Consider the following 25186-nt stretch of genomic DNA (forward strand, 5'->3'; position numbering starts at 1 on the left):
ACACGTGCAGCTGACGGATACTAATCAATCGAGGACTTAACTTATACGAAAAGCAGAGGCGACTGATCAGGTCCGACCGCATAAGCAGAATGCACAGAGTGGATTGTGCTTAGGACGGCTTGGACCTAGGAGCCGGAGCTAGACAGCGAAAAACGCACTGATCATTCCGATTGCCTTTCTTATCTAGTTTTGAAGGTGCTATATAAGCATTACAAAAGAATCAAAGTCCAGTGGCGATGGCGGAGAGGTCACACCTGTTTCCATTCCGAACACAGTAGTTAAGCTCTCCAGCGCCGATGGTAGTTGGGGTCCTTCCCCTGCGAGAGTAGGACGCTGCTGGGCAAAAAGCCAAGAAGAGATTTCTTCTTGGCTTTTTTTTCGTTATAATACTATTTAAATAGATAATGTTAACTAACATCTCAGATATTTCAGTTGAATAATATATATACAGGGACAAGATAAAGTAAAAATAATTTTTTGCTGCTGATTGTTGTAAAAAAGCTGAAATAAGGGGAGAAGGTTATGTTTGAAACGGTATTAGGTGAACATTTCGAGCTTATGACATTCCGGTTAATATTAGCTGCATGTTTATGTGGGATTATAGGGTTTGAGCGGGAGATAAAGAATCATTCAGCTGGCTTCCGTACACATATATTGGTTGGTGTAAGTGCATGTTTAATGATGCTATTGTCCCTTTATGGGTTTGAACAATATTTGGATAAGTTTGAGACCATTCGCTTTGATCCGGCTCGTATTCCATCTTATGTCATTAGTGGAATTGGTTTTTTAGGAGCTGGAACAATTATGGTTCATGGAATGACAATTAGAGGGCTTACGACAGCAGCTTCTATTTGGACAGTGGCTGGATTGGGGTTAGTTATCGGAGCCGGAATGTATGGACCAGCTTTACTCACTACCATTGTTGTTTTGTTAAGTCTCATTTTTTTAAACCAGTTTGAAAACCGTTTAGCAAAGAATAAAAAGAGTGACAGAAAAATTCGTCTCATTTTAAATCAAGAGGCTAAGTTAAACAACTTATTAAAAATCTTTGATGATTTTCATTTACGAATTAAAAGGGTTGAAGTGAATCATAAGGATAATGACGAACGGTTTTTAATGGTTGAACTGGAAAAGGGGCAACAGTTTGACAGGAATCATCTTCTGGATTATTTAACCAAAGTTAAAAATGTTACGTATATTTATGATAAACATTAGGGCTCACTAAATTTATAAGGTTAGATTTTGCTGCTAACGGATAACCTTATAATATAGTCTGTTCTTTGATGTCGTTTGTTGTATTTTAGGATACATATTATTTGCATGGAGCGATAATTTGAGTATAATGAAAATAAAGTCAAAGATAGTCAAAGTCAAACAGGATGGGTGTTAAATAGTTAAGGAGGAGGGAAGATGCGGAATATATCCGACATCATTGAAAATTATTTAAAGGAAGTTTTAAATTCTAGTCATAGAAATGCAATTGAAATCAAGCGAAGTGAAATTGCAGATCGTTTTCAATGTGTACCTTCTCAAATTAATTATGTTATCAATACAAGGTTTACAATTGAAAAAGGATATATAGTGGAAAGTAAGCGAGGTGGCGGAGGATATATACGAATTATAAGGGTTAAGCCACAAAGTAAGGTCGAATTAATTGAACAAATAAAAAAACTTGCTCAACCTCAAATTACACAACAAGCTAGTGTAGATATTATTGAGCGTCTCCTGGAAGAAGGGATTATCACAGAACGGGAGGCAAAGTTAATGCTTAGTGCACTAGATCGTAATGTCATTTCGATTCAGCTACCTGCAAGAGATGAACTAAGATCTAAAATCCTGGTAGCCATGCTTGAGGTTCTAACATATAGAATGTAAGGGAGGTTGACCCATATGGAATGTCAAGAATGCCAAAAAAGACCAGCTACTGTTCACTTTAGTCAGGTTGTAAATGGAGAAAAAAGTGAAGTTCATTTATGTGAATACTGTGCCCAGGAAAAAGGGTATATGGATCAATATAATCAAAATTTTTCATTTCAGGACCTATTATCAGGTTTATTTAATTTTGATTCGGGAACTTCATTTAAAGAAAGCCAAAGCTCGTCTTATCAAAGGCAGAATGCATTGCAGTGTGATAAATGTGGTATGACTTATGAAGAGTTTAAAAGCCTTGGAAAGTTTGGATGTGAACACTGTTATGAAACCTTTGATCAACATTTAAATCCGATATTTAGAAGAGTGCATAGTGGAAATACCACACATAACGGGAAAATCCCAAAACGTGTGGGAGGCAATCTTCACCTAAAACGAAATCTTCAGCAATACCGTCTGGAGTTGCAAAAATTGGTTGAGAAGGAACAATTTGAAGAGGCGGCAAAAATGCGGGATCAGATTCGGGAATTAGAAAAGCAATTAAGCGAAGACAAGGGCGGTGATGCATAATGTCTTTACAGCAATTTATCAGTAAAGCAGTAAGTCCTTGGTTAAAGGAAGAAGCAGAAGATAGTGATATTGTTCTTAGTAGTCGAATTCGCTTAGCTAGAAATTTTAAAGAATATCCTTTTCCAATCGTTGCAGATTCGGATAAATTAAAAAAGGTTTTGGAAGTCTTTGAAGACCACTTTGAAAATCAATCGATAGGAAAAGATGCAAAATTAGAGCTTATTCGTATGACGGATCTAGAACCAATTGAGAAACGGGTACTAGTTGAAAAACATCTCATCAGTCCCCAATTAACCGAACATAATGATGCTGGAGCAGCGTTAATCTCACAAAACGAACAAGTTTCCATTATGCTCAATGAAGAGGATCATATCCGTATCCAGCTTTATTATCCTGGACTTCAATTGGAAAATGCCTTGGACTATGCGTCTAAAATAGATGATTGGCTGGAAGAAAAAATAAATTACGCCTTTGATAGAGATCGTGGATATCTAACCAGTTGTCCAACTAATGTTGGAACTGGTATGAGGGCTTCGGTAATGATGCATTTACCTGCTCTTGTCATTACACAACAAATTAATCGAATGATTCCAGCTATTAACCAGCTCGGTCTAGTCGTACGTGGAATATATGGAGAGGGCAGTGAAGCTTTAGGTAACTTGTTTCAAATTTCAAATCAAATTACTTTAGGCAAATCCGAAGAAGATATTGTAGAAGACTTGAAAAGTGTTGTAAAACAATTGATTGAACAAGAGCGCTATGCTCGCCGGCGTTTAATGAGTAATTCCAGTATTCAATTAGAAGATAAAGTTTTTCGTTCTTATGGAATATTATCCAATAGTCGTATTATAGAATCTAAGGAAGCAGCAAATTGTTTATCAGATGTACGACTTGGTATTGACTTAGGACTGATTCAAAACATTTCCAAAACCATATTAAATGAGCTAACCATCTTAACCCAGCCAGGCTTCTTGCAGCAATATGCGAAAAAGCCATTAAAAGCGGAGGAAAGAGATGTAAGAAGAGCTGCATTAATAAGAGAACGACTTCATTTAGAAAAGATGTAAGGAGGGAACGTTTATATGATGTTTGGCCGATTTACGGAAAGAGCACAAAAGGTACTGGCTCTTGCGCAGGAAGAGGCGGTGCGCTTAGGGCATAACAATATTGGTACAGAGCATATTTTACTGGGGTTAGTAACCGAAGGAGAAGGAATAGCTGCTAAGGCTTTAACAACTCTAAATGTGGCCCCGGATAAGATTCAGCAGGAAGTTGAGCAATTAATTGGGAAAGGTGAAAAAGTCAATCAAACGATTCACTATACTCCACGGGCCAAGAAAGTTATTGAACTCTCAATGGATGAGGCGCGAAAGCTTGGTCATTCCTATGTAGGAACTGAACACATTCTCCTTGGTCTTATTCGTGAAGGAGAAGGTGTCGCGGCTCGTGTTTTAAATAACTTAGGTGTAAGTTTAAATAAAGCTCGTCAACAAGTACTACAACTCTTGGGCAGTAATGAATCAACATCCAGTCAACGTGGTGGAGTTGGACGTCAATCTTCAAATGCGAATACTCCAACATTAGATTCACTGGCACGTGACCTGACTGCTATTGCAAAAGAAGATCATATTGACCCGGTTATTGGTAGAAGCGAAGAAATTCAGCGGGTTATTCAGGTTCTCTGTCGTCGAACCAAAAACAACCCTGTTTTAATTGGGGAACCTGGTGTAGGTAAAACGGCTATTGCTGAAGGTTTAGCTCAACAAATTGTCAATAATGAAATCCCGGAAATTTTACGTGATAAACGTGTTATGACGCTCGATATGGGTACGGTTGTAGCAGGTACTAAATATCGTGGTGAGTTTGAAGACCGATTGAAGAAGGTCATGGAAGAAATTCGCCAAGCTGGAAATATCATTTTGTTTATCGATGAACTTCACACACTTATTGGTGCAGGTGGGGCAGAAGGTGCGATTGATGCGTCCAATATTTTAAAACCTGCTTTAGCTAGAGGAGAGCTTCAATGTATTGGTGCTACAACATTAGATGAGTATCGAAAATATATTGAAAAAGATGCAGCACTGGAGCGTCGTTTTCAACCGATTCAAGTAGATGAGCCAACAAATGAAGAATCCATTCAAATATTACAAGGGTTAAGAGACCGCTATGAAGCACACCATCGTGTTTCCATTACAGATGAAGCGATTGAAGCGGCTGTAAGGTTTTCTGACCGTTATATTACGGACCGTTATTTACCGGATAAAGCTATCGATTTAATTGATGAGGCAGCATCTAAAGTACGTCTTCGTTCCTATACAGCTCCACCTGATTTAAAAGAGCTGGAGCAAAAGCTTGAGGAAGTAAGAAAGGAAAAGGATGCAGCTGTGCAAAGTCAGGAATTTGAAAAAGCGGCATCCTTAAGAGATAATGAGCAGCGCCTTCGTGAACAAGTTGAAAAAACACAAAGTGAGTGGAAGGAAAAGCAAGGTCAGGAAAATTCCGAGGTTCATCTGGAAGATATCGCAGGAGTTGTTTCCACGTGGACTGGTGTTCCCGTATCAAGGCTTGCTAAGGATGAGAGTGAACGACTTCTTAATTTGGAAGAAACATTACATGATCGTGTAATTGGCCAGGATGAAGCCGTTAAGGCCATTTCCAAAGCAATTCGTCGTGCTAGGGCAGGTTTGAAGGATCCAAAACGACCAATCGGTTCCTTTATCTTTCTGGGACCTACTGGAGTTGGAAAAACAGAACTTGCACGTGCCTTAGCTACATCAATGTTTGGTGATGAGGACGCGATGATTCGAATAGACATGTCTGAGTATATGGAGAAGCACTCAACCTCCCGTCTAGTTGGATCTCCTCCAGGATATGTCGGCTATGAAGAAGGAGGACAATTAACAGAAAAGGTTCGTACTAAGCCTTATTCAGTTGTTCTTTTAGATGAAATTGAAAAAGCACATCCAGAAGTGTTTAATATGCTCCTGCAAGTTTTAGAAGATGGTCGTTTAACTGATTCTAAAGGACGTACTGTGGATTTCCGTAATACGGTGCTTATTATGACATCCAATGTAGGAGCTCAGGAGCTGCGCAGAAATAAATATGTAGGATTCACTTTAGGAGATGAAGAGCAGGACTTCCAAAATATGAAATCTAAGGTAATGGAAGAACTGAAGAAAGCATTCCGACCAGAATTCTTGAACCGTATTGATGAGACCATCGTCTTCCATTCTCTTGAGAAGAAGCATCTAAAAGAAATTGTTACCTTGATGATTGAACAGTTAAGAAAACGTCTTGTAGATCAGGAAATCGACTTTGATGTTACAGATAAGGCAGTAGAAAAAATTTCAGATGAAGGTATAGACCTTGAATATGGTGCTCGCCCACTACGAAGATCGATTCAAAAAAATATTGAAGACCTGCTATCTGAAGAAGTTCTTAAAGGGAATGTTAAAAAAGGTGAAAAAGTAACCATTGATGTGAATGATAATGGAGAAATCATGGTAAGAGCGTAGACCTCACAAAAATAAAATGGAAAAAGATAGTAAAATAAAAATATCGGAGGGTGCTGTCCTTCCGATATTTTTTTATACTATCATTAGTGATGTTCATATATTTGTCACAAAAATGTGCAACGAAAAACAAGTTTCATTCGTATATATTGGTGAAGGTAAAAAAGGAAGGTTATTATGGCTAAAACAAAAGTGAAATTTGTTTGTCAGGAGTGTGGATATGAATCACCCAAATGGATGGGAAAATGTCCAGCCTGTCAAGCATGGAATACATTAGTAGAAGAAAAGGAAGTAACAAAGACTCGACATGTTAGTACGGGCGGTTCACAGAAGGCGAGTAAGCCCGAAAGGATTACAGGCATTACCATTCAGGAAGAAGAACGTATAATCACTAAGATGCCAGAATTTAACCGAGTGTTAGGTGGAGGAATTGTGCCTGGCTCGCTCGTTTTAATCGGGGGAGATCCGGGTATAGGGAAGTCAACTCTCCTCTTGCAGATTTCCTCACAGCTCGCACAAAAAGGGTTGGATATTTTATATATATCTGGGGAAGAGTCCGTTCGCCAAACGAAGCTTCGGGCAGATCGACTGGAGATTAAATCTGATAACTTATATGTGATGGCTGAAACAAATTTACAGCAATTAGCGGACGCCATCCATGATATGAAACCATCATTTGTAGTAGTAGACTCGATTCAAACCGTCTATCATAGTGAGATTACCTCAGCACCAGGTAGTGTTTCACAAGTAAGGGAATCTACGTCTGAACTCATGCGAATGGCCAAACAGAATGGTATTCCCATTTTTATCGTTGGCCACGTAACTAAGGAAGGGTCAATTGCTGGTCCTCGTTTACTGGAGCATATGGTAGATACGGTTTTATACTTTGAAGGAGAACGTCATCATACTTTTCGTATTGTACGAAGTGTCAAAAACCGTTTTGGCAGTACTCATGAAATGGGCATTTTTGAAATGAAAGAAGAGGGTCTTCAGGAAGTATTCAATCCTTCAGAAATATTTTTGGAAGAGCGTTCAAGCGGAGTTGCCGGATCGACGATTGTAGCATCGATGGAAGGGACCAGACCTGTCTTGGTTGAAATACAAGCTTTAATTTCCCCTACAAGCTTTGGAAACCCGCGAAGAATGGCCACAGGATTAAGTCAAAACCGTGTACCTCTTTTAATGGCTGTATTGGAAAAAAGAGCAGGTTTGTTATTACAGAATCAGGATGCATATATTAAAGTCGCAGGTGGTATTAAGCTGGATGAACCTGCAATTGATTTAGCAATAGCTGTCAGTATTGCATCCAGTTTTAGAGATAAGCCAACAAAGCCCGATGATATTTTAATTGGGGAGGTAGGATTAACCGGTGAAGTTCGGCGGGTGTCCCGTATCGAACAAAGAATTCAGGAAGCAGCTAAACTAGGGTTTAAACGGGCCATCATCCCTAATAATAATTTATCTAGCTGGAATCCTCCTGACTCGTTAGAAGTTGTTGGGGTTGATACGGTTCAGGATGCATTAAAAATTACATTAACTGAAACATAAATGAAATGTTGTTTTTTGAATCTGGGACTTTAGGTTGAATATTACCATAGAACGCAGCATAGCGTATGTTTTTCATCAATTATCAAAAGTCATTTGAAGTCTATGTGGGAAGGCATTACAACAGGTTTCCTGTACATTTCTAGATGTAGTTGGAATAGGCTGAAATTCGTAATAAATTTGACACATTGTAAAACTAGTGTTAAAATTATCTGTTTATTATTTTTGACTAGTGTTAAGCGGCGTGATATAATGAAATCTACCAAATATTTGTATTTGGTAGTCCGTGCAATTATTTTTTACTTATTAATTTTGTATTTTTTGGTAACACTATATGTCAGGAGGTGAAATGGATGCTGAAAAGAATTATTCAGCTCTTTATAATAGTAGCTGGAGGTACGATTGGATATTTATATGTCCCTGATTTTTTGGAACTGATGGGTCTTGATAGTCCATTATGGCTCTTATCGCCATATGTAGGTACGGTAATAGGTGCTATTATATTATTTTTATCCACGTTTTGGTTGGTTGATTATATTGTAGGGTTTATCCGATGGGTTGAGGAGACATTAGTTAGAGTCCCTGTTACCGATTTGTTATTTGGCAGTATCGGCTTAATTATTGGCTTGATTATAGCAGTGCTTATAAATATTCCAATACAAGATATCGAAATTCAGCTCGTATCTCAGGTTATTCCCATTTTCTTAACGGTGATTTTAGGTTATTTAGGGTTTCAAGTTGGTTTTAAGAGAAGGAATGAATTTACCAATTTATTAGCAAATGCTAGAAAAGATAAACGTAAGACTGGAGAAGGTAATGAAACTACTGATTCCTTTTTTAATATGAAACCAAAAATTTTAGATACCAGTGTTATTATTGATGGTCGTATAGCGGATATTTGTCAAACGAAATTTTTAGAAGGAACGATTGTCATACCTCAGTTTGTTTTAGAAGAATTGCAGCACATTGCGGATTCATCAGATGTATTAAAACGAAATAGAGGTAGACGTGGGTTAGATGTATTAAATCGCATGCAAAAAGATCTTCCTGTTGATGTACAAATTTATGAAGGTGACTTTGAAGATATTCAGGAAGTTGATAGTAAGCTTGTGAAACTAGCAAAAAACTTGCAGGGTATACTGGTTACAAACGACTTTAATTTAAATAAAGTTTGTGAGTTTCAAAATGTTGAAGTGTTAAATATCAACGACCTTGCCAATGCGGTTAAACCTGTTGTTCTTCCAGGTGAAGAATTATCCGTTCATGTCATTAAAGATGGTAAGGAAGAAAAACAAGGTGTTGCTTACCTTGATGATGGTACGATGATTGTTGTGGAAGAGGGACGGAACTATATTGGAAAAACCATTGAAGTCATTGTGACAAGCGTCCTACAAACTTCTGCAGGCAGAATGATATTCGCTAAACCAAAATTACTTGAAAAAGCTTTGTAAAAAGGGAATAATAAGAGAGGCGTATACAAAAGTGATAACACTAAAGAATGTTATCACTTTTGTTGTTTAAAGACTCTCATCCCAGATACAATTAATTGCGAAAGAGCGTGAATAAAGGCGGTACATAACATGGATTATCAAGTGATTGTTCTTGCTGCAGGGCTTGGCAAACGAATGCAAATGGAAAAGAACAAACAATTTTTACATTTGGACGATAAACCACTGGTAATACATACATTACAAGTCTTTGAACAGGATCCCTGGTGTGCAAATATCTATTTAGTGGTTAATCCAAAAGAACGGGGCGAAATGGAAATGCTGATTAAGCAATACCATTTTTCAAAGATTACTGCTTTCATTCTGGGTGGCAGGGAACGTCAGGATAGTGTATACAACGGACTTAGAAGTTGTCAGGATGATCAGGTGGTTCTTATTCACGATGGTGCCCGTCCTTTTGTGGAGAAAAATGATATTCATCAACTTGTAGAGTGTGTGGTGGAGAAAAAGGCAGGATTGTTAGCTGTGCCTGTAACCGACACAATTAAAAAGAAGGATGAAGATTATTTGACCACGCTGAATCGAAAGACGTTGTGGGCAGCCCAGACCCCGCAAGGATTTCAGCCTTCATTAATTAAACAGGCACACGAACAGGCACGTAATGAAGGGTATTTAGGTACAGACGACGCTTGTCTTGTCGAACGTTTAGGCTATCCAGTAGAGGTTGTTCATGGGAGTTATAATAATTTTAAATTAACAACACCTGAGGATATCAAAAAAGCGGAGAGTATACTGCAGAAGAAGAAGGAGGAGGAGGGCTTGCAAATAAAAGTTGGAACAGGATTTGATGTTCATCAGCTTGTACATGGTCGGCCATGTATTATTGGAGGTGTTATCATTCCTCATGATCAAGGTCTTCTCGGGCATTCTGATGCAGATGTGCTTTTACATACAGTAGCCGATGCATGCCTTGGTGCCATAGGTGAAGGAGATATTGGCAGGCATTTCCCTGATACAGACCCCGCTTTTAAAGATGCGGATTCAAAGGAATTATTAAAAGAAGTGTGGAATTTAGTAAGACATAAGGGGTTGCGGTTAGGTAATATAGATTGTACGATAATTGCTCAAGCCCCTAAAATGTCCCCTTACATAGGGCAAATAAGGGAAAATATTGCTACACTTTTAGAAGCGGATGTTTCACAAATAAATGTAAAAGCTACTACTACAGAAAAGTTAGGCTTTCCAGGACGAAAAGAAGGTATTGCTGCCCAAGCGACAGTTCTTTTGCAAAATAAATAAGAGAATCGTAAAATATATTTTAGACAGAACATGAATGGGAAATAGGATTTAGGAAGGGGATTACACATATGTCAAACAATATTCGGGTAAGGTATGCGCCGAGTCCAACCGGCCATCTTCATATTGGAAACGCACGTACAGCCTTATTTAACTATTTATTTGCTCGTGAATCTGGTGGTCAATTTATTATTCGTATAGAAGATACCGACCAAAAGAGAAATGTAGAAGGCGGCGATCTTAGCCAGCTAAAATATTTGAAATGGTTAGGTATTGACTGGGATGAAAGTATTGATACAGGTGGGGATTATGGCCCTTATCGCCAAATGGATCGTTTGGATATTTATAAAAAGTATGTAAACAAGCTTTTAGAACAAGGTTTAGCTTATAAATGCTATATGACGGAAGAGGAATTGGAAAAGGAAAGAGAAGAACAACGAGCTCGTGGCGAAGTTCCTCGTTATTCAGGTGCACATCGTAATCTGACAGAAGAAGAGCGTCAGCAATTTGAAGCAGAGGGAAGAAAACCTAGTATTCGTTTGAAAGTACCTGAAAATAGTACGTATCGTTTTAAAGATATTGTCAAAGGAAACATCACTTTTGAGTCAGATGACTTTGGTGACTGGGTCATCATGAAGAAAGATGGGACACCTACATATAACTTTGCGGTGGCCATTGATGACCATCTTATGGCCATCACACATGTATTACGTGGAGAAGATCATATTTCCAATACGCCGAAGCAAATGATGATATATGAAGCGTTTGACTGGGAAGTTCCAACATTTTGTCATATGACATTAATTGTAAATGAAGAACGGAAGAAGTTAAGTAAACGAGACGAGAGCATAATTCAATTTATTGAGCAATACGAAGAGCTGGGGTATTTACCGGAAGCATTATTTAATTTCATTGCACTTCTAGGATGGTCTCCTGAGGGTGAAGAGGAGCTGTTTACAAGAGAAGAATTCATTGAAATTTTTGATGCGACCCGATTGGCGACTTCACCTGCTGTGTTTGACCCGCATAAATTGAAGTGGATGAATAACCAGTATATTAAAGCATCAGATTTAGATCGAATCATTGATTTAACACTTCCACACTTGATTAAAGCAGGCAAATTACCAGAAAACATGGATGACACTCAGCGTAAATGGGCAGAGGAACTAATTTCCCTTTATAAGGAACAGCTCAGTTATGGAGCAGAAATTGTTGAACTTACGGATTTATTCTTTAAAGAGGAAATTGAATATGATGAAGCAAGCATGGACATTTTAAGCGGCGAACAGGTTCCTGCTGTGATGGAAACATTCCTTCAAAAACTTGAAGAACTTGAAAATTTTGAACCGCAGGAAATTAAAGCGGCAATTAAAGCTACACAAAAAGAGACCGGTGCAAAAGGGAAGAAATTGTTTATGCCTATTCGCGTAGCAACTACAGGTCAAAGTCATGGTCCTGAATTACCTGATGCCATACATCTTTTAGGTTTTGATACTGTTAAAGTACGGTTGCAAAATGTAATCGAACGTACTCGTTAACATCACGAATTATATGGTTTATAATATAGTGTATTAGGAATATTTTTGAACGCTGATGAGGAGAAGTAAAAGGGTCTTCCCTATATACAGAGAGAATTGCCACCGGCTGAAAGTGATTCTATAGGAACCTTTTGAAATGCACCTCGGAGTCCCTTATTGAATGATAGTAAATAAGGGCGGTTATCGACCGTTATGAGTTGAAGTGGAGGAATGAACGGGATTCGTTCCTAAACAGAGTGGGACCGCGTGCGAACGTCTCTGTATATTTTATACAGAGACGTTTTTTTTGCGTTTATAAGATAATAGATTTTTGATGAATAAGGAGGGGAAACAGGTATGGGTGGTTTTTTTAAAATGTTAAGAGCTGACGTAGATGTTGTGTTTGACCAGGATCCAGCTGCTCGCAATCGTCTTGAAGTCATTTTGTTATATTCAGGTTTACATGCGATATGGGCGCATCGGGTGGCCCATGCTTGTTATAAACGAAAGCTATTATTTTTAGCTCGTTTTATTTCCCAGATGGCACGTTTTTTTACAGGAATTGAAATTCATCCTGGTGCCAAAATCGGTAAACGTTTTTTTATTGATCATGGTATGGGAGTTGTCATTGGGGAAACGTGTGAAATTGGAGATAATGTAACGCTATTTCAGGGAGTTACTTTAGGTGGTACTGGAAAAGAAAAGGGGAAGCGGCACCCCACAGTGAAAGACAATGCATTAATTGCTTCAGGTGCCAAAGTGCTGGGTTCTATTACTATTGGTGAAAATTCAAAGGTCGGTGCAGGCTCAGTTGTGTTACGGGATGTCCCTGATAATTCTACTGTTGTCGGTATTCCAGGTAAGGTTGTTGTCCAGAATGGGATGAAGGTTCGAAAAGACCTGGATCATCATAAAATGCCTGACCCTGTTTCCGATAAGATTAAACAATTAGAAACAGAACTATATGAATTAAAGTCTGCAATGGAAAATGTGAATAAGGAGTGATAATAGGTGTCTATAAAAATTTATAATACTTTAACAAGACAAAAAGAGGTATTTAAGCCAATAGAAGAAGGAAAAGTAAAAATGTATGTATGCGGTCCTACCGTCTACAACTATATTCACATTGGCAATGCTCGACCTGCCATTGTTTTTGATACGGTAAGACGTTATCTGGAATACAGAGGGTATGACGTAAAGTATGTTTTAAATTTTACAGATGTTGATGATAAATTGATTAAAGCTGCGAATGAATTAGGTATGGAAGTCCCTGATGTCGCGGACCGCTTTATAAAAGCTTATCATGAAGATGTTCGTGCATTTGGCGTTAGAAAAGCCGATAGCCACCCGCGTGTAACGGAAACAATGGATGATATTATCGAATTTATTCAAGGATTAATTGATGGTGGTTACGCTTATGAAGAAAAAGGGGATGTATATTTTAAAACTCGTTCATTTGATGAGTATGGAAAACTGTCTCACCAATCAATTGATGAGCTTCGTTCGGGAGCAAGAATTGAAGTAGGGGAGAAGAAACATGATCCACTCGATTTTACACTTTGGAAGCCGGCAAAACCTGGTGAAATTGCCTGGGATAGTCCATGGGGCAAAGGTCGTCCAGGCTGGCATATTGAATGCTCAACCATGGCGAAAAAGTATTTAGGAGACACGATTGACATTCACGCTGGCGGGCAGGATTTATCTTTTCCCCATCATGAAAATGAAATTGCTCAGTCTGAGTCTCTGAATGGAAAGACGTTTGCTAATTATTGGATGCATAACGGCTACATTAATATAGAAAATGAAAAAATGTCTAAATCTCAAGGAAACTTTGTCCTTGTCCATGATGTCATTAAGGAACAGAATCCTAATGTCGTTCGTTTCTTCATGCTTAGTGTTCATTATCGAAATCCGATTAATTTCAGTAAATTCCTGCTTGATAGTGCAGAAAACGGCTTGGAGCGAATAAAAAGTGCGAGAGTAAATCTATCTCACCGGAAGCAGGCTAGTACAAACCTTACTGATAATGATGAAGAATGGCTGCAAAAAATAGAGGAATTGAAGGATAAATTTATTACAGAAATGGATGATGATTTTAATACGGCCAATGCAATTTCTGTTTTGTTTGATTTAGCGAAAGAGGGGAATGTATATGTACAGGAAAGCCATACTTCAGAAAAGGTAATCGATGCATTTATTCAGACAATGGATGACTTTATAAACATATTGGGTGTGGAAATCGATGATAATGAGAAGCTGCTTGATGATGAAATAGAGTCGTTGATTGAGGAACGCAATCAGGCGAGAAAAAATCGGAATTTTGCACGCGCGGACCAAATTCGTGATGAATTAAAGGAGAAAAATATTATTTTAGAAGATACCCCTCAAGGAACCCGTTGGAAAAGAGGCTAGGATATGACCGAAAAAAAGTTGGATGTAAAGCAATTAAAAAGTTTAACGCTTGCTTATATGGGAGATGTCATTTACGACAAGTATATTCGTGAACATTTAATTCAAAAAGGGTTTGTCCAGCCTGATCAGTTGCACCATAAAACGGTTGGGTTTGTGGCTGCTACATCCCAGTCAGAAGTTCTTAAAACATGGTTATCAGAAGAAATGCTCAGTGAAGAGGAGCTGGGTGTGGTTCGTAGAGGGAGGAATGCAAAATCCCGAGTTCCCAAAAATACAGATGTCATGACGTATAGATATAGTACAGCATTTGAGGCCCTTTTAGGTTTTCATTATTTACTGGGAAATATAGAACGTTTGGAACAGCTCGTTCATCATGCCATTCAAAATACCGAAGAAAGGAGCCAGTAATATGAAGGAAGAATGGATTGTCGGTAAAAATCCAGTTATAGAAGCATTAAAGTCCGGCCGTGCAATGAATAAAGTAATGGTCTTGGAAAATTTAAAACCACAGTCTGCAAAACAAATTCAGCAATTAGCTAAAAAGAAGGGTGTTACCGTACAACCAGTACCAAAACGAAAGCTTGATCAAATTGGCCAGCATCATCAAGGGGTGGCTGCATCGATTGCCGCTTATGATTATGCTGACCTGGATGATTTGTATGCTTTTGCTGAAAAACAAGGAGAAAGTCCCTTTTTCATTATTTTAGATGAGCTGGAGGATCCCCATAATCTTGGATCCATATTACGAACAGCTGATGCAGTAGGTGCGCACGGTGTCATTATCCCCAAGAGACGTTCTGTACAACTAACGCAAACCGTTGTAAAGGCGTCTACAGGCGCCATTGAGCATATTGCGGTTGCCAGAGTAACAAATCTTGCACGGACCATTGATGAGTTGAAGGATCGAAACATATGGGTTGTTGGAACAGATGCAAAAGGAGAAGAAGACTACCGTGAGTTGAATGGAGATATGCCTATTGCGCTTGTAATCGGAAGTGAAGGAAAAGGAATGAGCCGATTGGTAAGGGATAAGTGTGATTGGCTGGTACGCTTGCCGATGAAGGGAAAGGTTACATCCTTGAACGCATCTGTTGCTGCAAGTTTGCTTATGTATGAAGTCTATCGTAAACGTAGTCCAATAGGTGTATAAAATGGATGTGCTTATTGTAGACGGATACAATATCATTGGCGCTTGGCCTGAATTGCAGGCTCTGAGGGATAATGACCTCGCTCAGGCTCGTGAACTTTTAATAGAGAAAATGGCCGATTATCAAGCTTATACTGGCTCCCGAGTGATTATTGTTTTTGATGCCTATGGAGTTGAAGGCATTGAGACAAAGAATAAACATCGAAACGTACAGATTATTTATACTAGAGAACATGAGACGGCAGATGAACGGATTGAGAAACTGGTAGGAGAGATAAAAAATATAAAGACAAAGGTTTATGTTGCTACTTCTGACTATACAGAGCAACGGACAATTTTTGCTCAAGGTGCCTTACGTCTATCAGCAAGGGAATTATTTATTGAAACAGAAAATATTGAAAAAGAAATTGAACATAATGTTAAAATACGGCATTCCGTTAAAACTCGATCTAAAATTCCGATTGATCAGGATGTACTGGAAGTCTTTGAGAAGTGGAGAAGAGGGGAAAAATAAATTTAGCAACGTTGACGCAATTTTGACAATTCTTGTATAATAGCTTTATATCACGGATTATGTGAATCAGGGGGAATCCTGTGTGACCATCAGACTCGAGGAACATGAAAATCAAGATATTGATTTGGAGCATACTTCAGATGAAATAGTAGTGGAGCTTGTTCATAATGGAAATAGCCAGGCACTTGATTATTTAATTAATAAATACCGTAATTTTGTGCGCGCTAAAGCACGAACGTATTTCCTGATTGGTGCTGACCGGGAGGATATTGTGCAGGAAGGAATGATTGGCCTGTATAAAGCTATTCGGGATTATCAGGAGGACAAGCTATCTTCTTTTAAAGCCTTCGCAGAACTGTGTGTTACCAGGCAAATTATTACCGCAATCAAAACAGCTACCAGACAAAAGCATATTCCACTAAACTCTTATGTATCATTGGACAAGCCTATTTATGATGAAGAGTCTGATCGAACGTTACTGGATGTGTTAGAAGGTTCAAAGACGATGGACCCTGAACAATTGATTATTACCCGGGAACGTTATGGCGATATGGAAGATAAGATGAGCGAAATATTAAGTGATTTAGAAAAAAAGGTTTTAAATTTATATTTAGATGGCCGCTCCTACCAAGAGATTTCCGTTGAACTAAATCGTCACGTCAAATCAATAGATAATGCGTTGCAACGTGTTAAACGGAAACTCGAACGCTATCTTGAGTTGAATGGACTAACCCCCTAGATTAGATTGACAGACCTCGCGTCACATGCTAAATTTAGATAAGTGACGACAACCCTGGTATAAGGGATTGATAAAAATTGCGGAAGAAAGTCATTTTGGCGTGTACAGAATGCCATAATCGAAATTATACAACGTATAAAAATACCAAAACGAACTCAGATAGATTAGAAGTCAAAAAATATTGTAAGCAATGTGGGGAGCACACACTCCATTTAGAAACAAAATAAACGACTGTTTTGCAGGTTGGGGGTTCGAACATGAAGTTTTTGAAAGACGTCGTTCGTGAAATGAGAAAGGTTAGCTGGCCTAAGGGTAAGGAACTAACCCGTTATACCATTACAGTGGTAACAACTGTTGCATTTGTAACTGTTTTTTTCGCTGTTGTGGATTTAGGGATTTCACAATTACTAGAGCTATTTTTTGAATAAACGAACGATATTTATGCTATAATGTAAAATATAGTTATTCATGGAAAAAACCCGCAAGGAGGGTTTTTTTCTATTGGGCAATTTTAGTGTTGAGTTTTTATTGCTTCAATATAACGTCGATATTATGCGTAAGGGAGGGAAGGACAAAGAATTGTCCTAAGTTATGGAAAAGAAATGGTATGTAGTTCATACGTATTCAGGATATGAAAATAAAGTAAAAACGAATTTAGAAAAACGTGTGGAATCAATGGGTATGCAGGATAAAATCTTCCGCGTACTGGTTCCGGAAGAGGAAGAAACGGAAATTAAAAATGGAAAACGGAAAACGAATAAAAAGAAGGTTTTTCCAGGCTATGTGATTGCCGAAATGATTATGACGGATGACTCATGGTATGTTGTGCGCAACACACCTGGTGTAACAGGTTTTGTCGGTTCAACTGGATCAGGAACGAAACCTATCCCTCTCTTACCTGAAGAAGTTGAAACGATATTAAAACGATTAGGCTTAGATGAACCTGTTACAGATATTGATATTGAAATCAATGAAAATGTTCGCGTAACAGACGGACCATTTGCTAATTTCACAGGTACAGTAGAGAATATTGACCTAGATAAACAAAAAATTAAAGTACATGTGAACATGTTTGGACGGGAAACTCCGGTAGAATTAGAGTTTTCACAGGTAGAAAAACTATAATCATCGGATTACCCCCCTTGCATTCACGTTGTAAAGATGCTAAAATTTTTATGTTCTTTATGCCTAGTGTATGAGAATTTTATAAAGTTGAAAATAAGTGGGAGGGGAAAACCCCCAAATACCACATCACGGACTTAAGGAGGTGTGTCTCGTGGCTAAAAAAGTAATTAAAGTTGTAAAGTTACAAATCCCTGCAGGTAAAGCGAACCCAGCACCGCCAGTAGGTCCTGCATTAGGTCAAGCTGGAATTAACATTATGGGATTCTGTAAGGAATTCAACGCACGTACACAGGAACAAGCTGGTATGATTATTCCGGTTGAAATTACGGTTTTTGAAGACCGTTCATTTACATTTGTTACGAAAACCCCGCCTGCTGCGGTTCTTTTAAAGAAAGCAGCTGGTATTGATTCAGGATCAGGCGAACCAAACCGCAATAAAGTTGCGACAGTTAACCGCGATAAAATTCGCGAAATCGCTGAGACAAAACTGCCTGATTTAAATGCTGCTAACGTGGAAGCTGCTATGCGTATGGTTGAAGGAACAGCGCGTAGTATGGGCATTGTAATTGAGGACTAATCCCACGCTTAGTGGAAGTAGGTAGAGGTTGCGGGGGTTCTATAAAACTCACGCAACCTTTATTAGTGGGAGGTAAAACCGTTAAAACCACAATTTCGAGGAGGAAAATAGTATGGCTAAAAAAAGCAAAAAGAATGCAGAAGCTTTAAAGCTTGTTGATCGCTCAAAAGCATATGAAATAAATGAAGCTGTTGAACTAGTAAAAAAAGCTGCAACAGCAAACTTTGATGAATCTGTAGAGGCTGCTTTCCGTTTGGGTGTAGATCCTAAGAAAGCGGACCAGCAAATTCGTGGGGCAATGGTATTGCCACATGGAACAGGTAAAACCCAGCGAGTATTAGTATTCGCTAAAGGTGATAAAGCAAAAGAGGCAGAAGCAGCCGGCGCTGATTATGTAGGTGAACAAGATTACATTAATAAAATCAACCAAGGCTGGTTTGATTTTGATGTAGTTGTGGCAACACCAGATATGATGGCTGAAGTAGGTAAGCTTGGTCGTGTATTAGGTCCAAAAGGCTTAATGCCAAACCCTAAAACCGGTACTGTTACATTCGAAGTCGAAAAAGCAGTAAATGAAATTAAAGCTGGTAAGGTTGAGTATCGTGTAGATAAATCTGGAAACATCCACGTACCAATTGGTAAAGTTTCCTTTGATGACCAAAAGCTTGTAGAAAACTTAGAGCAGGTTGTTGAACAAATCGTGAAAGCTAAGCCTCAGTCTTCTAAAGGTATTTACATGCGTAATGTTTCTGTTGCTTCTACAATGGGACCTGGTGTTCGCGTAGATGTATCTAAATATCTATAATTGATAAAAAATATTGACACTCGATTCTATTTTAAATATAATATGAGATGTTGTTAAATTAAATATAACGAATACCGAAGACAGTAGGTGCGTTTTTTCGCTTAATTTCCTACCGAGGTGTGTTGAAATGATATGTGACGCATACATGGTGTATGTTCAAGTATAGTCAATACATGCCTCCGCTGTCTTTCAGTGGAGGCATTTTTAATGAAAAATATCTTACACACGAATCGGTATAACCAAATCATGGGAGGTGGAAAAGTGAGCCAAATCATCGAACACAAAAAACAAGTTGTATCTGAGATTGCTGAAAAACTCAAAGATAGTAAAACAACACTTCTTGTTGATTACCGCGGTTTAGATGTTGAAGAGGTAACAGAACTACGTCAACAGCTTCGTGAAGCTAATGTAGACTTCAAGGTTTATAAAAACACGATGACTCGCCGTGCAACTGAAGAGACAGGCTTTCAGGAGCTTGATGAAGTATTAGTTGGTCCAACAGCTATTGCTTTTGGTAATGACGATGTTGTATCTCCGGCTAAAATTCTAAACAATTTTGCTAAAGAGCATGAAAGTTTAGAGATTAAAGGCGGAATTATTGAAGGAAATATCGCGACTCTTGATCAAATCAAAGAGCTTGCCGATCTTCCATCCTACGAAGGTCTTCTATCCATGTTGCTCAACGTGCTTCAAGCACCTGTTCGCAACTTTGCATACGCAACAAAAGCTATTGCGGATCAACAGGATGAAGAAGAAGGGGCTTAATTGCCGGGTTGTTTAGATTGTAAAGACAGAAGTTAGTGAGGCCGAAACGGCTAATAAAACGAATAACAAAATTTTAAGGAGGAAATGAAATTGACTAAAGAACAAATTATTGATGCAATTAAAGAAATGTCCGTTCTTGAATTGAACGATTTAGTTAAAGCAATTGAAGAAGAATTTGGTGTAACAGCTGCTGCTCCTGTTGCTGTAGCTGGAGGCGCTGCAGGTGGAGAAGCTGCTGAGGAGAAAACAGAATTTGATGTTGAACTAAGTGATGCAGGTTCTTCTAAGATTAAAGTTGTTAAAGCTGTTCGCGAAATCACTGGTCTTGGCTTAAAAGATGCAAAAGACTTAGTAGATAACGCTCCAAAGCCTGTTAAAGAAGGTGCTTCTAAAGAAGAAGCTGAAGAAATCAAAGGTAAACTTGAAGAAGCTGGTGCTTCTGTAGAATTGAAGTAATAGATGAATACAAGAGAAGCTCGCTGGATACCGGCGAGCTTTTTCTGCATTTTGAAAGATAAGCAAAAATCTATTTTTATTAGTGGATAAGGGTCTGTTCGTTTTTTATCTTTATAAGATTGTTATTGCATATTAATCTCCGTTCAGGAAAGAACTGGCTATTAATAGACATGTTTGTAAAACAGGTGGTGTAGTAACTTGTCAGAGCATTACTATTCAAAAGAACCTTCAAGTAAAAGTAATCCTGCAACATGGTCATTTACGCTTCGGAACAAAACGTTAACATTTACCTCTGACATAGGTGTTTTTTCCAAAAATGAGGTTGATTTTGGTTCAAGAGTACTCATTGAAACATTTGATGAACCGGAAATAGAAGGAGATTTTTTAGACGTTGGTTGTGGTTATGGGCCGATTGGGTTAAGTCTTGCTGCTTCCTTTCAGGATCGACATATATTTATGATCGATATTAATAAAAGAGCAGTAGATTTAGCTGTGCAAAATGCTAACCAGAATAACATATCAAATGTTACGATTTTATCAAGCGATTTATTTGAAAAGGTAAATCAGCAACAATTTGCAGCAATCATCACAAATCCTCCAATTCGTGCGGGAAAAAAAGTAGTTCACTCAATTCTTCAAAATAGTTTTCATTACCTTCGTGAGGGTGGTGCTTTGTGGGTGGTTATTCAAAAGAAACAAGGAGCTCCCTCTGCAAAAAAGAAACTGGAAGAAATCTTTCAGCAAGTTAGTATTGTAAAAAAAGAAAAAGGATATTACATTTTAAAAGCAGTAAGATTTGACTGAGTTTTTAAGCTGTGCTATTATTAAAAAATGCCAATAATAACTTCCTCTTGTCAAGGGGAATTTTTAATTTTTGATATAGAGGTATAGGGGATGCGAAAGTTTGGTTACACTAATAAAATCAGATAGATATATTGAACGATTTTAAAGTATGTATTCTTTAGAACTACATAACCAATCTTCTCCATAAAGTCTAAATACCTTTGTAACTGTAATATAAAAGGTTATTACAGTATAGTAAGATATACGCTTTCTGATTACGTTTTTTCTGAAAGTGATGGTTATATATGCTTGTGGAGATTCAAGTTGTAATCGGAAGCAAGCATGTTCGGCATGCCATTTTTGCCGAACTTCATTCTATCTATTTAGAAGGATTAGCAATCCAATTATCCTTTTACTAATCTTTAGCAGGATTAGTAAGAAATGATGATTTTGTTCAGTAAACTTCAGGCTTAAGTGTGGAAGTCTGGGTTTCTAAAATAAATATGCTTGTTTTGAGGGGTGAATCAGTTGGCAGGTCAACTAGTTCAATATGGTCGACTACGCAAGCGTAGGACATACGCACGTATTAGTGAAGTGTTGGAGTTACCAAACCTCATTGAAATTCAAACTGCATCCTATCAGTGGTTTTTAGATGAAGGTTTGAAAGAAATGTTTCAGGACATTTCTCCAATTGAAGATTTTACAGGAAATCTATCTTTAGAATTTGTGGATTACAGTTTTGGGGAACCAAAATATCCAGTTGGTGAGGCAAAAGAGCGCGATGTCACTTATTCCGCTCCTCTACGTGTTAAAGTTCGATTGTTGAACAATGAAACAGGTGAAGTGAAAGAGCAGGAAGTATTTATGGGAGATTTCCCTCTCATGACAGACACCGGTACTTTTATTATAAATGGTGCTGAACGTGTTATTGTATCCCAATTAGTTCGTTCACCAAGTGTATACTTTAGCGAGAAAACAGACAAAAACGGTAAAAAAGGCTATACCACAACGGTGATTCCGAACCGGGGTGCGTGGTTAGAATTCGAAACAGATGCAAAAGATGTGGCACACGTCCGTATTGACCGCACACGTAAACTGCCTATTACGGTTCTGTTACGTGCATTAGGATTTGGAACCGATGAGGAGATTATTGACTTAATCGGTGAAAATGAATTCTTGAAAAACACGTTAGATAAGGATAATACCGAAAATAGTGAAAAGGCTCTGCTTGAAATTTACGAGCGTCTTCGTCCCGGTGAGCCACCTACCGTAGAAAGTGCAAAAAGCCTATTGATCTCACGCTTTTTTGATCCTAAGCGTTATGATCTTGCACGTGTAGGACGCTATAAAATGAACAAAAAGCTTCATATTAAAAATCGATTATTCAATCAGACGTTAGCTGAAACAATTGTTGACGAAGAGACAGGCGAGGTAATTGGTAGAAAAGGCGATAAAATTGATCGACCACTTCTTAACAAACTATTACCTTTACTAGAAGGTTCAGATGAAAATGTGGGCGAGCAGATTCTGGAACCGCATGAAGGGGTACTGGATGATCCTGTTCGTGTTCAGTCCATTAAAATTATGGATCCATCTGATCCAGAAGGGGAAAGAACATTAAAAGTGACAGGTAATGCTGGCATCGACTATGATGTGAAACATATTACGCCTGCTGATATGATTGCGTCCATCAGTTACTTCTTTAATATCTTGCATGGTGTTGGAGATACAGATGATATTGACCACTTGGGTAATCGACGTCTGCGTTCTGTTGGTGAACTGCTTCAAAACCAATTCCGTATTGGCTTATCCAGAATGGAAAGAGTGGTTCGTGAACGTATGTCTATCCAGGATACGAACTCTATTACACCACAGCAGCTGATTAATATTCGACCTGTAATTGCATCTATTAAAGAATTCTTTGGAAGTTCTCAGTTATCACAATTTATGGATCAAACCAATCCTTTGGCTGAGCTTACTCATAAACGTCGTCTATCGGCACTGGGGCCTGGAGGACTTACTCGTGAGCGTGCTGGTTTCGAAGTTCGTGACGTTCACTATTCCCACTATGGCCGTATGTGTCCGATTGAGACGCCTGAAGGTCCAAACATTGGTTTGATAAACTCGTTATCTTCTTATTCTAAAGTAAATGAATTTGGTTTTATCGAAACCCCTTATCGACGTGTAGACCCGGAAACTGGTAAGGTTACCGATCAAATTGACTATTTGACAGCTGATGAAGAAGACAATTATGTGGTTGCGCAGGCAAACGCCACTTTAGATGAAGGTGGCAGATTCGCCGAAGATGAAGTTATTGCTCGTTTCCGTGGTGAAAACACAGTTGTTCCACGTGAGCGTATCGATTATATGGACGTATCACCAAAACAGGTTGTGTCTGCTGCGACAGCATGTATTCCATTCCTGGAAAACGATGACTCAAACCGTGCCTTGATGGGGGCAAACATGCAACGTCAGGCAGTTCCATTGATTAATCCTAAATCCCCTATTGTTGGTACAGGTATGGAGTATGTTTCTGGAAAAGACTCAGGTGCTGCAGTCGTTGCTAAACACGGCGGAATTGTTGAGCGTGTAGAAGCAAAAGAAGTACATGTTCGTCGTATTTCTGAGGTTGATGGTAAAGAAGTAAAAGGTGATGTAGACGTTTATAAGTTCCAGAAATTTATCCGTTCCAATCAGGGAACCTGTTACAACCAAAAACCGATTGTTGAAAATGGTGAAAGAGTTAAAAAAGGTGATATTCTTGCTGATGGACCTTCTATGGAACAAGGTGAGCTTGCTCTTGGCCAAAACGTACTTGTTGCCTTCATGACATGGGATGGTTATAACTATGAGGATGCCATCATTATGAGTGAGCGTCTTGTAAAAGATGATGTTTATACGTCCATTCATATTGAAGAATACGAATCAGAGGCACGTGACACTAAGTTAGGACCAGAAGAAATCACCCGTGATATTCCAAATGTTGGAGAAGATGCTCTTCGCAACCTTGATGAGCGTGGAATTATCCGGGTTGGGGCTGAAGTTGAAGATGGTGACTTACTTGTCGGTAAAGTGACTCCTAAGGGTGTTACCGAATTAACAGCTGAAGAAAGACTATTGCATGCTATCTTTGGTGAGAAAGCCCGTGAAGTACGAGACACATCTTTACGTGTTCCGCATGGTAGTGGAGGTATTGTATTAGATGTGAAGATCTTCAACCGTGAAGACGGTGATGAATTACCTCCAGGTGTTAATCAGTTGGTACGTGTTTATGTAGTCCAAAAACGAAAAATCCACGCTGGAGATAAAATGGCTGGACGCCACGGGAATAAGGGTGTTATTTCCCGCATTCTTCCAGAAGAGGATATGCCATTTTTACCTGATGGAACACCAGTTGATATCATGCTTAACCCACTTGGTGTCCCATCGCGTATGAACATTGGTCAGGTATTGGAGTTGCACTTAGGTATGGCGGCTCGTGAACTTGGTATTCACGTTGCTACACCAGTATTTGATGGTGCGTCTGATCATGATGTTTGGGATACCCTAGAAGAAGCAGGATTGTCCCGGGATGCAAAAACGATTCTCTACGATGGCCGTTCTGGTGAGCCATTTGACAACCGAGTGTCCGTCGGTGTTATGTATATGATTAAATTGGCACATATGGTTGACGATAAGCTTCACGCTCGTTCAACAGGACCATATTCCCTTGTAACCCAACAACCGCTTGGTGGTAAAGCACAGTTTGGTGGACAGCGTTTTGGTGAAATGGAAGTTTGGGCATTAGAGGCCTATGGTGCAGCCTATACGCTTCAAGAAATCCTTACTGTTAAATCGGACGATGTTGTTGGTCGTGTGAAAACGTATGAGTCTGTTGTTAAAGGTGATAATGTTCCAGAACCTGGAGTGCCTGAATCATTCAAAGTATTAATTAAAGAATTACAAAGTCTTGGCATGGATGTGAAGATTCTTTCAAGCGATGAATCCGAGATTGAAATGCGTGACATAGAAGAAGATGATCAATCTGCTGAACAGTTAAATGTAAATATGGAACAACATGAAGATGCAAATTGATTATATAAATGAGTTTACGAAAATCCGGATAA

General features: G+C 38.7%; 24 protein-coding genes, 1 rRNA gene, 1 pseudogene and 2 other annotated features. All 26 genes and pseudogenes read left to right on the top strand.

From position 1 onward, the window contains the following. Positions 1 to 226 precede the first annotated feature (226 nt). The 26 genes and pseudogenes from rrf to rpoB all read left to right on the top strand — a co-directional run bounded on the left by rrf (position 227) and on the right by rpoB (position 25154). A 5S ribosomal RNA gene (gene rrf, locus BMX63_RS15520) occupies positions 227 to 342 on the top strand. A 180-nt stretch (positions 343 to 522) separates the two neighbouring features. Further along, positions 523 to 1215 (top strand): MgtC/SapB family protein, encoded by a 693-nt coding sequence (locus tag BMX63_RS15525; RefSeq protein WP_245732857.1) that lies wholly within the window; start codon positions 523 to 525, stop codon positions 1213 to 1215. Positions 1216 to 1410: 195 nt separating this feature from the next. Next, the gene (locus tag BMX63_RS15530; RefSeq protein ID WP_093137237.1) at positions 1411 to 1875 is read left to right on the top strand and encodes a CtsR family transcriptional regulator; all 465 of its coding nucleotides are present in this window, start codon (positions 1411 to 1413) and stop codon (positions 1873 to 1875) included. A 15-nt stretch (positions 1876 to 1890) separates the two neighbouring features. Beyond that, positions 1891 to 2439 carry a protein-arginine kinase activator protein McsA gene (gene mcsA, locus BMX63_RS15535; RefSeq protein WP_093137239.1) on the top strand — a complete coding sequence of 183 codons (549 nt, stop codon included), beginning with the start codon at positions 1891 to 1893 and terminating at the stop codon, positions 2437 to 2439. After that, positions 2439 to 3506, top strand: coding sequence for a protein-arginine kinase McsB (gene mcsB, locus BMX63_RS15540; RefSeq protein WP_093137241.1), 1068 nt, complete (start codon positions 2439 to 2441; stop codon positions 3504 to 3506). Before mcsA ends, mcsB begins: the two co-directional genes overlap by 1 nt. Positions 3507 to 3521: 15 nt before the next feature. Further along, on the top strand, positions 3522 to 5954 hold the full coding sequence (gene clpC / locus BMX63_RS15545; RefSeq protein ID WP_093137243.1) for an ATP-dependent protease ATP-binding subunit ClpC: 2433 nt from the start codon (positions 3522 to 3524) through the stop codon (positions 5952 to 5954). A gap of 174 nt (positions 5955 to 6128) precedes the next feature. Further along, positions 6129 to 7499 (top strand): DNA repair protein RadA, encoded by a 1371-nt coding sequence (gene radA / locus BMX63_RS15550; RefSeq protein WP_093137245.1) that lies wholly within the window; start codon positions 6129 to 6131, stop codon positions 7497 to 7499. A 350-nt stretch (positions 7500 to 7849) separates the two neighbouring features. Beyond that, positions 7850 to 8947 carry a PIN/TRAM domain-containing protein gene (locus BMX63_RS15555; RefSeq protein ID WP_093137247.1) on the top strand — a complete coding sequence of 366 codons (1098 nt, stop codon included), beginning with the start codon at positions 7850 to 7852 and terminating at the stop codon, positions 8945 to 8947. Positions 8948 to 9076: 129 nt separating this feature from the next. Continuing rightward, positions 9077 to 9757: pseudogene (ispD, locus tag BMX63_RS18565) on the top strand (2-C-methyl-D-erythritol 4-phosphate cytidylyltransferase); the annotation flags it as partial. A gap of 6 nt (positions 9758 to 9763) precedes the next feature. After that, positions 9764 to 10243 (top strand): 2-C-methyl-D-erythritol 2,4-cyclodiphosphate synthase, encoded by a 480-nt coding sequence (gene ispF / locus BMX63_RS18570; RefSeq protein ID WP_342733493.1) that lies wholly within the window; start codon positions 9764 to 9766, stop codon positions 10241 to 10243. 68 nt (positions 10244 to 10311) lie between these two features. Beyond that, on the top strand, positions 10312 to 11778 hold the full coding sequence (gltX, locus tag BMX63_RS15565) for a glutamate--tRNA ligase (RefSeq protein ID WP_093137250.1): 1467 nt from the start codon (positions 10312 to 10314) through the stop codon (positions 11776 to 11778). 43 nt (positions 11779 to 11821) lie between these two features. Beyond that, positions 11822 to 12041 (top strand) — a binding site (T-box leader). A 73-nt stretch (positions 12042 to 12114) separates the two neighbouring features. Further along, positions 12115 to 12762, top strand: coding sequence for a serine O-acetyltransferase EpsC (gene epsC / locus BMX63_RS15570; RefSeq protein WP_093137251.1), 648 nt, complete (start codon positions 12115 to 12117; stop codon positions 12760 to 12762). Between the two features lie 6 nt (positions 12763 to 12768). Beyond that, entirely contained in the window at positions 12769 to 14169 is a 1401-nt protein-coding gene (gene cysS, locus BMX63_RS15575) for a cysteine--tRNA ligase (protein ID WP_093137253.1), read from the top strand. Positions 14170 to 14172: 3 nt separating this feature from the next. Further along, complete coding sequence (locus tag BMX63_RS15580; RefSeq protein WP_093137254.1) at positions 14173 to 14577, top strand: Mini-ribonuclease 3; 405 nt, start codon at positions 14173 to 14175, stop codon at positions 14575 to 14577. A 1-nt stretch (position 14578) separates the two neighbouring features. Then, on the top strand, positions 14579 to 15319 hold the full coding sequence (gene rlmB, locus BMX63_RS15585) for a 23S rRNA (guanosine(2251)-2'-O)-methyltransferase RlmB (protein ID WP_093137256.1): 741 nt from the start codon (positions 14579 to 14581) through the stop codon (positions 15317 to 15319). Position 15320: 1 nt separating this feature from the next. Beyond that, the gene (locus BMX63_RS15590; protein WP_093137257.1) at positions 15321 to 15830 is read left to right on the top strand and encodes an NYN domain-containing protein; all 510 of its coding nucleotides are present in this window, start codon (positions 15321 to 15323) and stop codon (positions 15828 to 15830) included. A gap of 118 nt (positions 15831 to 15948) precedes the next feature. After that, positions 15949 to 16569, top strand: coding sequence for an RNA polymerase sporulation sigma factor SigH (sigH, locus tag BMX63_RS15595; protein WP_425441502.1), 621 nt, complete (start codon positions 15949 to 15951; stop codon positions 16567 to 16569). 77 nt (positions 16570 to 16646) lie between these two features. After that, positions 16647 to 16796, top strand: coding sequence for a 50S ribosomal protein L33 (rpmG, locus tag BMX63_RS15600; RefSeq protein WP_093137259.1), 150 nt, complete (start codon positions 16647 to 16649; stop codon positions 16794 to 16796). Positions 16797 to 16826: 30 nt separating this feature from the next. After that, positions 16827 to 16997 (top strand): preprotein translocase subunit SecE, encoded by a 171-nt coding sequence (gene secE, locus BMX63_RS15605; RefSeq protein ID WP_093137261.1) that lies wholly within the window; start codon positions 16827 to 16829, stop codon positions 16995 to 16997. A 163-nt stretch (positions 16998 to 17160) separates the two neighbouring features. Then, positions 17161 to 17694 (top strand): transcription termination/antitermination protein NusG, encoded by a 534-nt coding sequence (nusG, locus tag BMX63_RS15610; protein ID WP_093137262.1) that lies wholly within the window; start codon positions 17161 to 17163, stop codon positions 17692 to 17694. Between the two features lie 151 nt (positions 17695 to 17845). Continuing rightward, the gene (gene rplK, locus BMX63_RS15615) at positions 17846 to 18271 is read left to right on the top strand and encodes a 50S ribosomal protein L11 (protein WP_143060177.1); all 426 of its coding nucleotides are present in this window, start codon (positions 17846 to 17848) and stop codon (positions 18269 to 18271) included. A 112-nt stretch (positions 18272 to 18383) separates the two neighbouring features. Next, the gene (gene rplA, locus BMX63_RS15620) at positions 18384 to 19076 is read left to right on the top strand and encodes a 50S ribosomal protein L1 (protein WP_093137265.1); all 693 of its coding nucleotides are present in this window, start codon (positions 18384 to 18386) and stop codon (positions 19074 to 19076) included. 56 nt (positions 19077 to 19132) lie between these two features. Then, positions 19133 to 19291, top strand: a sequence feature (ribosomal protein L10 leader region). Between the two features lie 46 nt (positions 19292 to 19337). Next, positions 19338 to 19841 (top strand): 50S ribosomal protein L10, encoded by a 504-nt coding sequence (gene rplJ, locus BMX63_RS15625; protein WP_093137376.1) that lies wholly within the window; start codon positions 19338 to 19340, stop codon positions 19839 to 19841. 90 nt (positions 19842 to 19931) lie between these two features. Beyond that, positions 19932 to 20297, top strand: coding sequence for a 50S ribosomal protein L7/L12 (gene rplL / locus BMX63_RS15630; RefSeq protein ID WP_044153365.1), 366 nt, complete (start codon positions 19932 to 19934; stop codon positions 20295 to 20297). Positions 20298 to 20495: 198 nt separating this feature from the next. Next, entirely contained in the window at positions 20496 to 21101 is a 606-nt protein-coding gene (locus BMX63_RS15635; protein WP_093137267.1) for a class I SAM-dependent methyltransferase, read from the top strand. A 498-nt stretch (positions 21102 to 21599) separates the two neighbouring features. Continuing rightward, positions 21600 to 25154 (top strand): DNA-directed RNA polymerase subunit beta, encoded by a 3555-nt coding sequence (gene rpoB, locus BMX63_RS15640; RefSeq protein ID WP_177167359.1) that lies wholly within the window; start codon positions 21600 to 21602, stop codon positions 25152 to 25154. The last annotated feature ends 32 nt before the right edge of the window (positions 25155 to 25186 follow it).

The organism is Salinibacillus kushneri (assembly GCF_900111405.1).
In the GTDB taxonomy this organism is placed as follows: domain Bacteria; phylum Bacillota; class Bacilli; order Bacillales; family Alkalibacillaceae; genus Salinibacillus; species Salinibacillus kushneri.

Bases quoted from the DNA above. Each gene is read 5' to 3' on its own strand.
- rlmB (WP_093137256.1), top strand. From the start codon at position 14,579: ATGAAGGAAGAATGGATTGTCGGTAAAAATCCAGTTATAGAAGCATTA.
- secE (WP_093137261.1), top strand. From the start codon at position 16,827: ATGAAGTTTTTGAAAGACGTCGTTCGTGAAATGAGAAAGGTTAGCTGG.
- mcsA (WP_093137239.1), top strand. From the start codon at position 1,891: ATGGAATGTCAAGAATGCCAAAAAAGACCAGCTACTGTTCACTTTAGT.
- BMX63_RS15590 (WP_093137257.1), top strand. From the start codon at position 15,321: ATGGATGTGCTTATTGTAGACGGATACAATATCATTGGCGCTTGGCCT.
- clpC (WP_093137243.1), top strand. From the start codon at position 3,522: ATGATGTTTGGCCGATTTACGGAAAGAGCACAAAAGGTACTGGCTCTT.
- nusG (WP_093137262.1), top strand. From the start codon at position 17,161: ATGGAAAAGAAATGGTATGTAGTTCATACGTATTCAGGATATGAAAAT.
- BMX63_RS15555 (WP_093137247.1), top strand. From the start codon at position 7,850: ATGCTGAAAAGAATTATTCAGCTCTTTATAATAGTAGCTGGAGGTACG.
- BMX63_RS15580 (WP_093137254.1), top strand. From the start codon at position 14,173: ATGACCGAAAAAAAGTTGGATGTAAAGCAATTAAAAAGTTTAACGCTT.
- epsC (WP_093137251.1), top strand. From the start codon at position 12,115: ATGGGTGGTTTTTTTAAAATGTTAAGAGCTGACGTAGATGTTGTGTTT.
- BMX63_RS15525 (WP_245732857.1), top strand. From the start codon at position 523: ATGTTTGAAACGGTATTAGGTGAACATTTCGAGCTTATGACATTCCGG.
- gltX (WP_093137250.1), top strand. From the start codon at position 10,312: ATGTCAAACAATATTCGGGTAAGGTATGCGCCGAGTCCAACCGGCCAT.
- rplA (WP_093137265.1), top strand. From the start codon at position 18,384: ATGGCTAAAAAAAGCAAAAAGAATGCAGAAGCTTTAAAGCTTGTTGAT.
- radA (WP_093137245.1), top strand. From the start codon at position 6,129: ATGGCTAAAACAAAAGTGAAATTTGTTTGTCAGGAGTGTGGATATGAA.
- BMX63_RS15530 (WP_093137237.1), top strand. From the start codon at position 1,411: ATGCGGAATATATCCGACATCATTGAAAATTATTTAAAGGAAGTTTTA.
- mcsB (WP_093137241.1), top strand. From the start codon at position 2,439: ATGTCTTTACAGCAATTTATCAGTAAAGCAGTAAGTCCTTGGTTAAAG.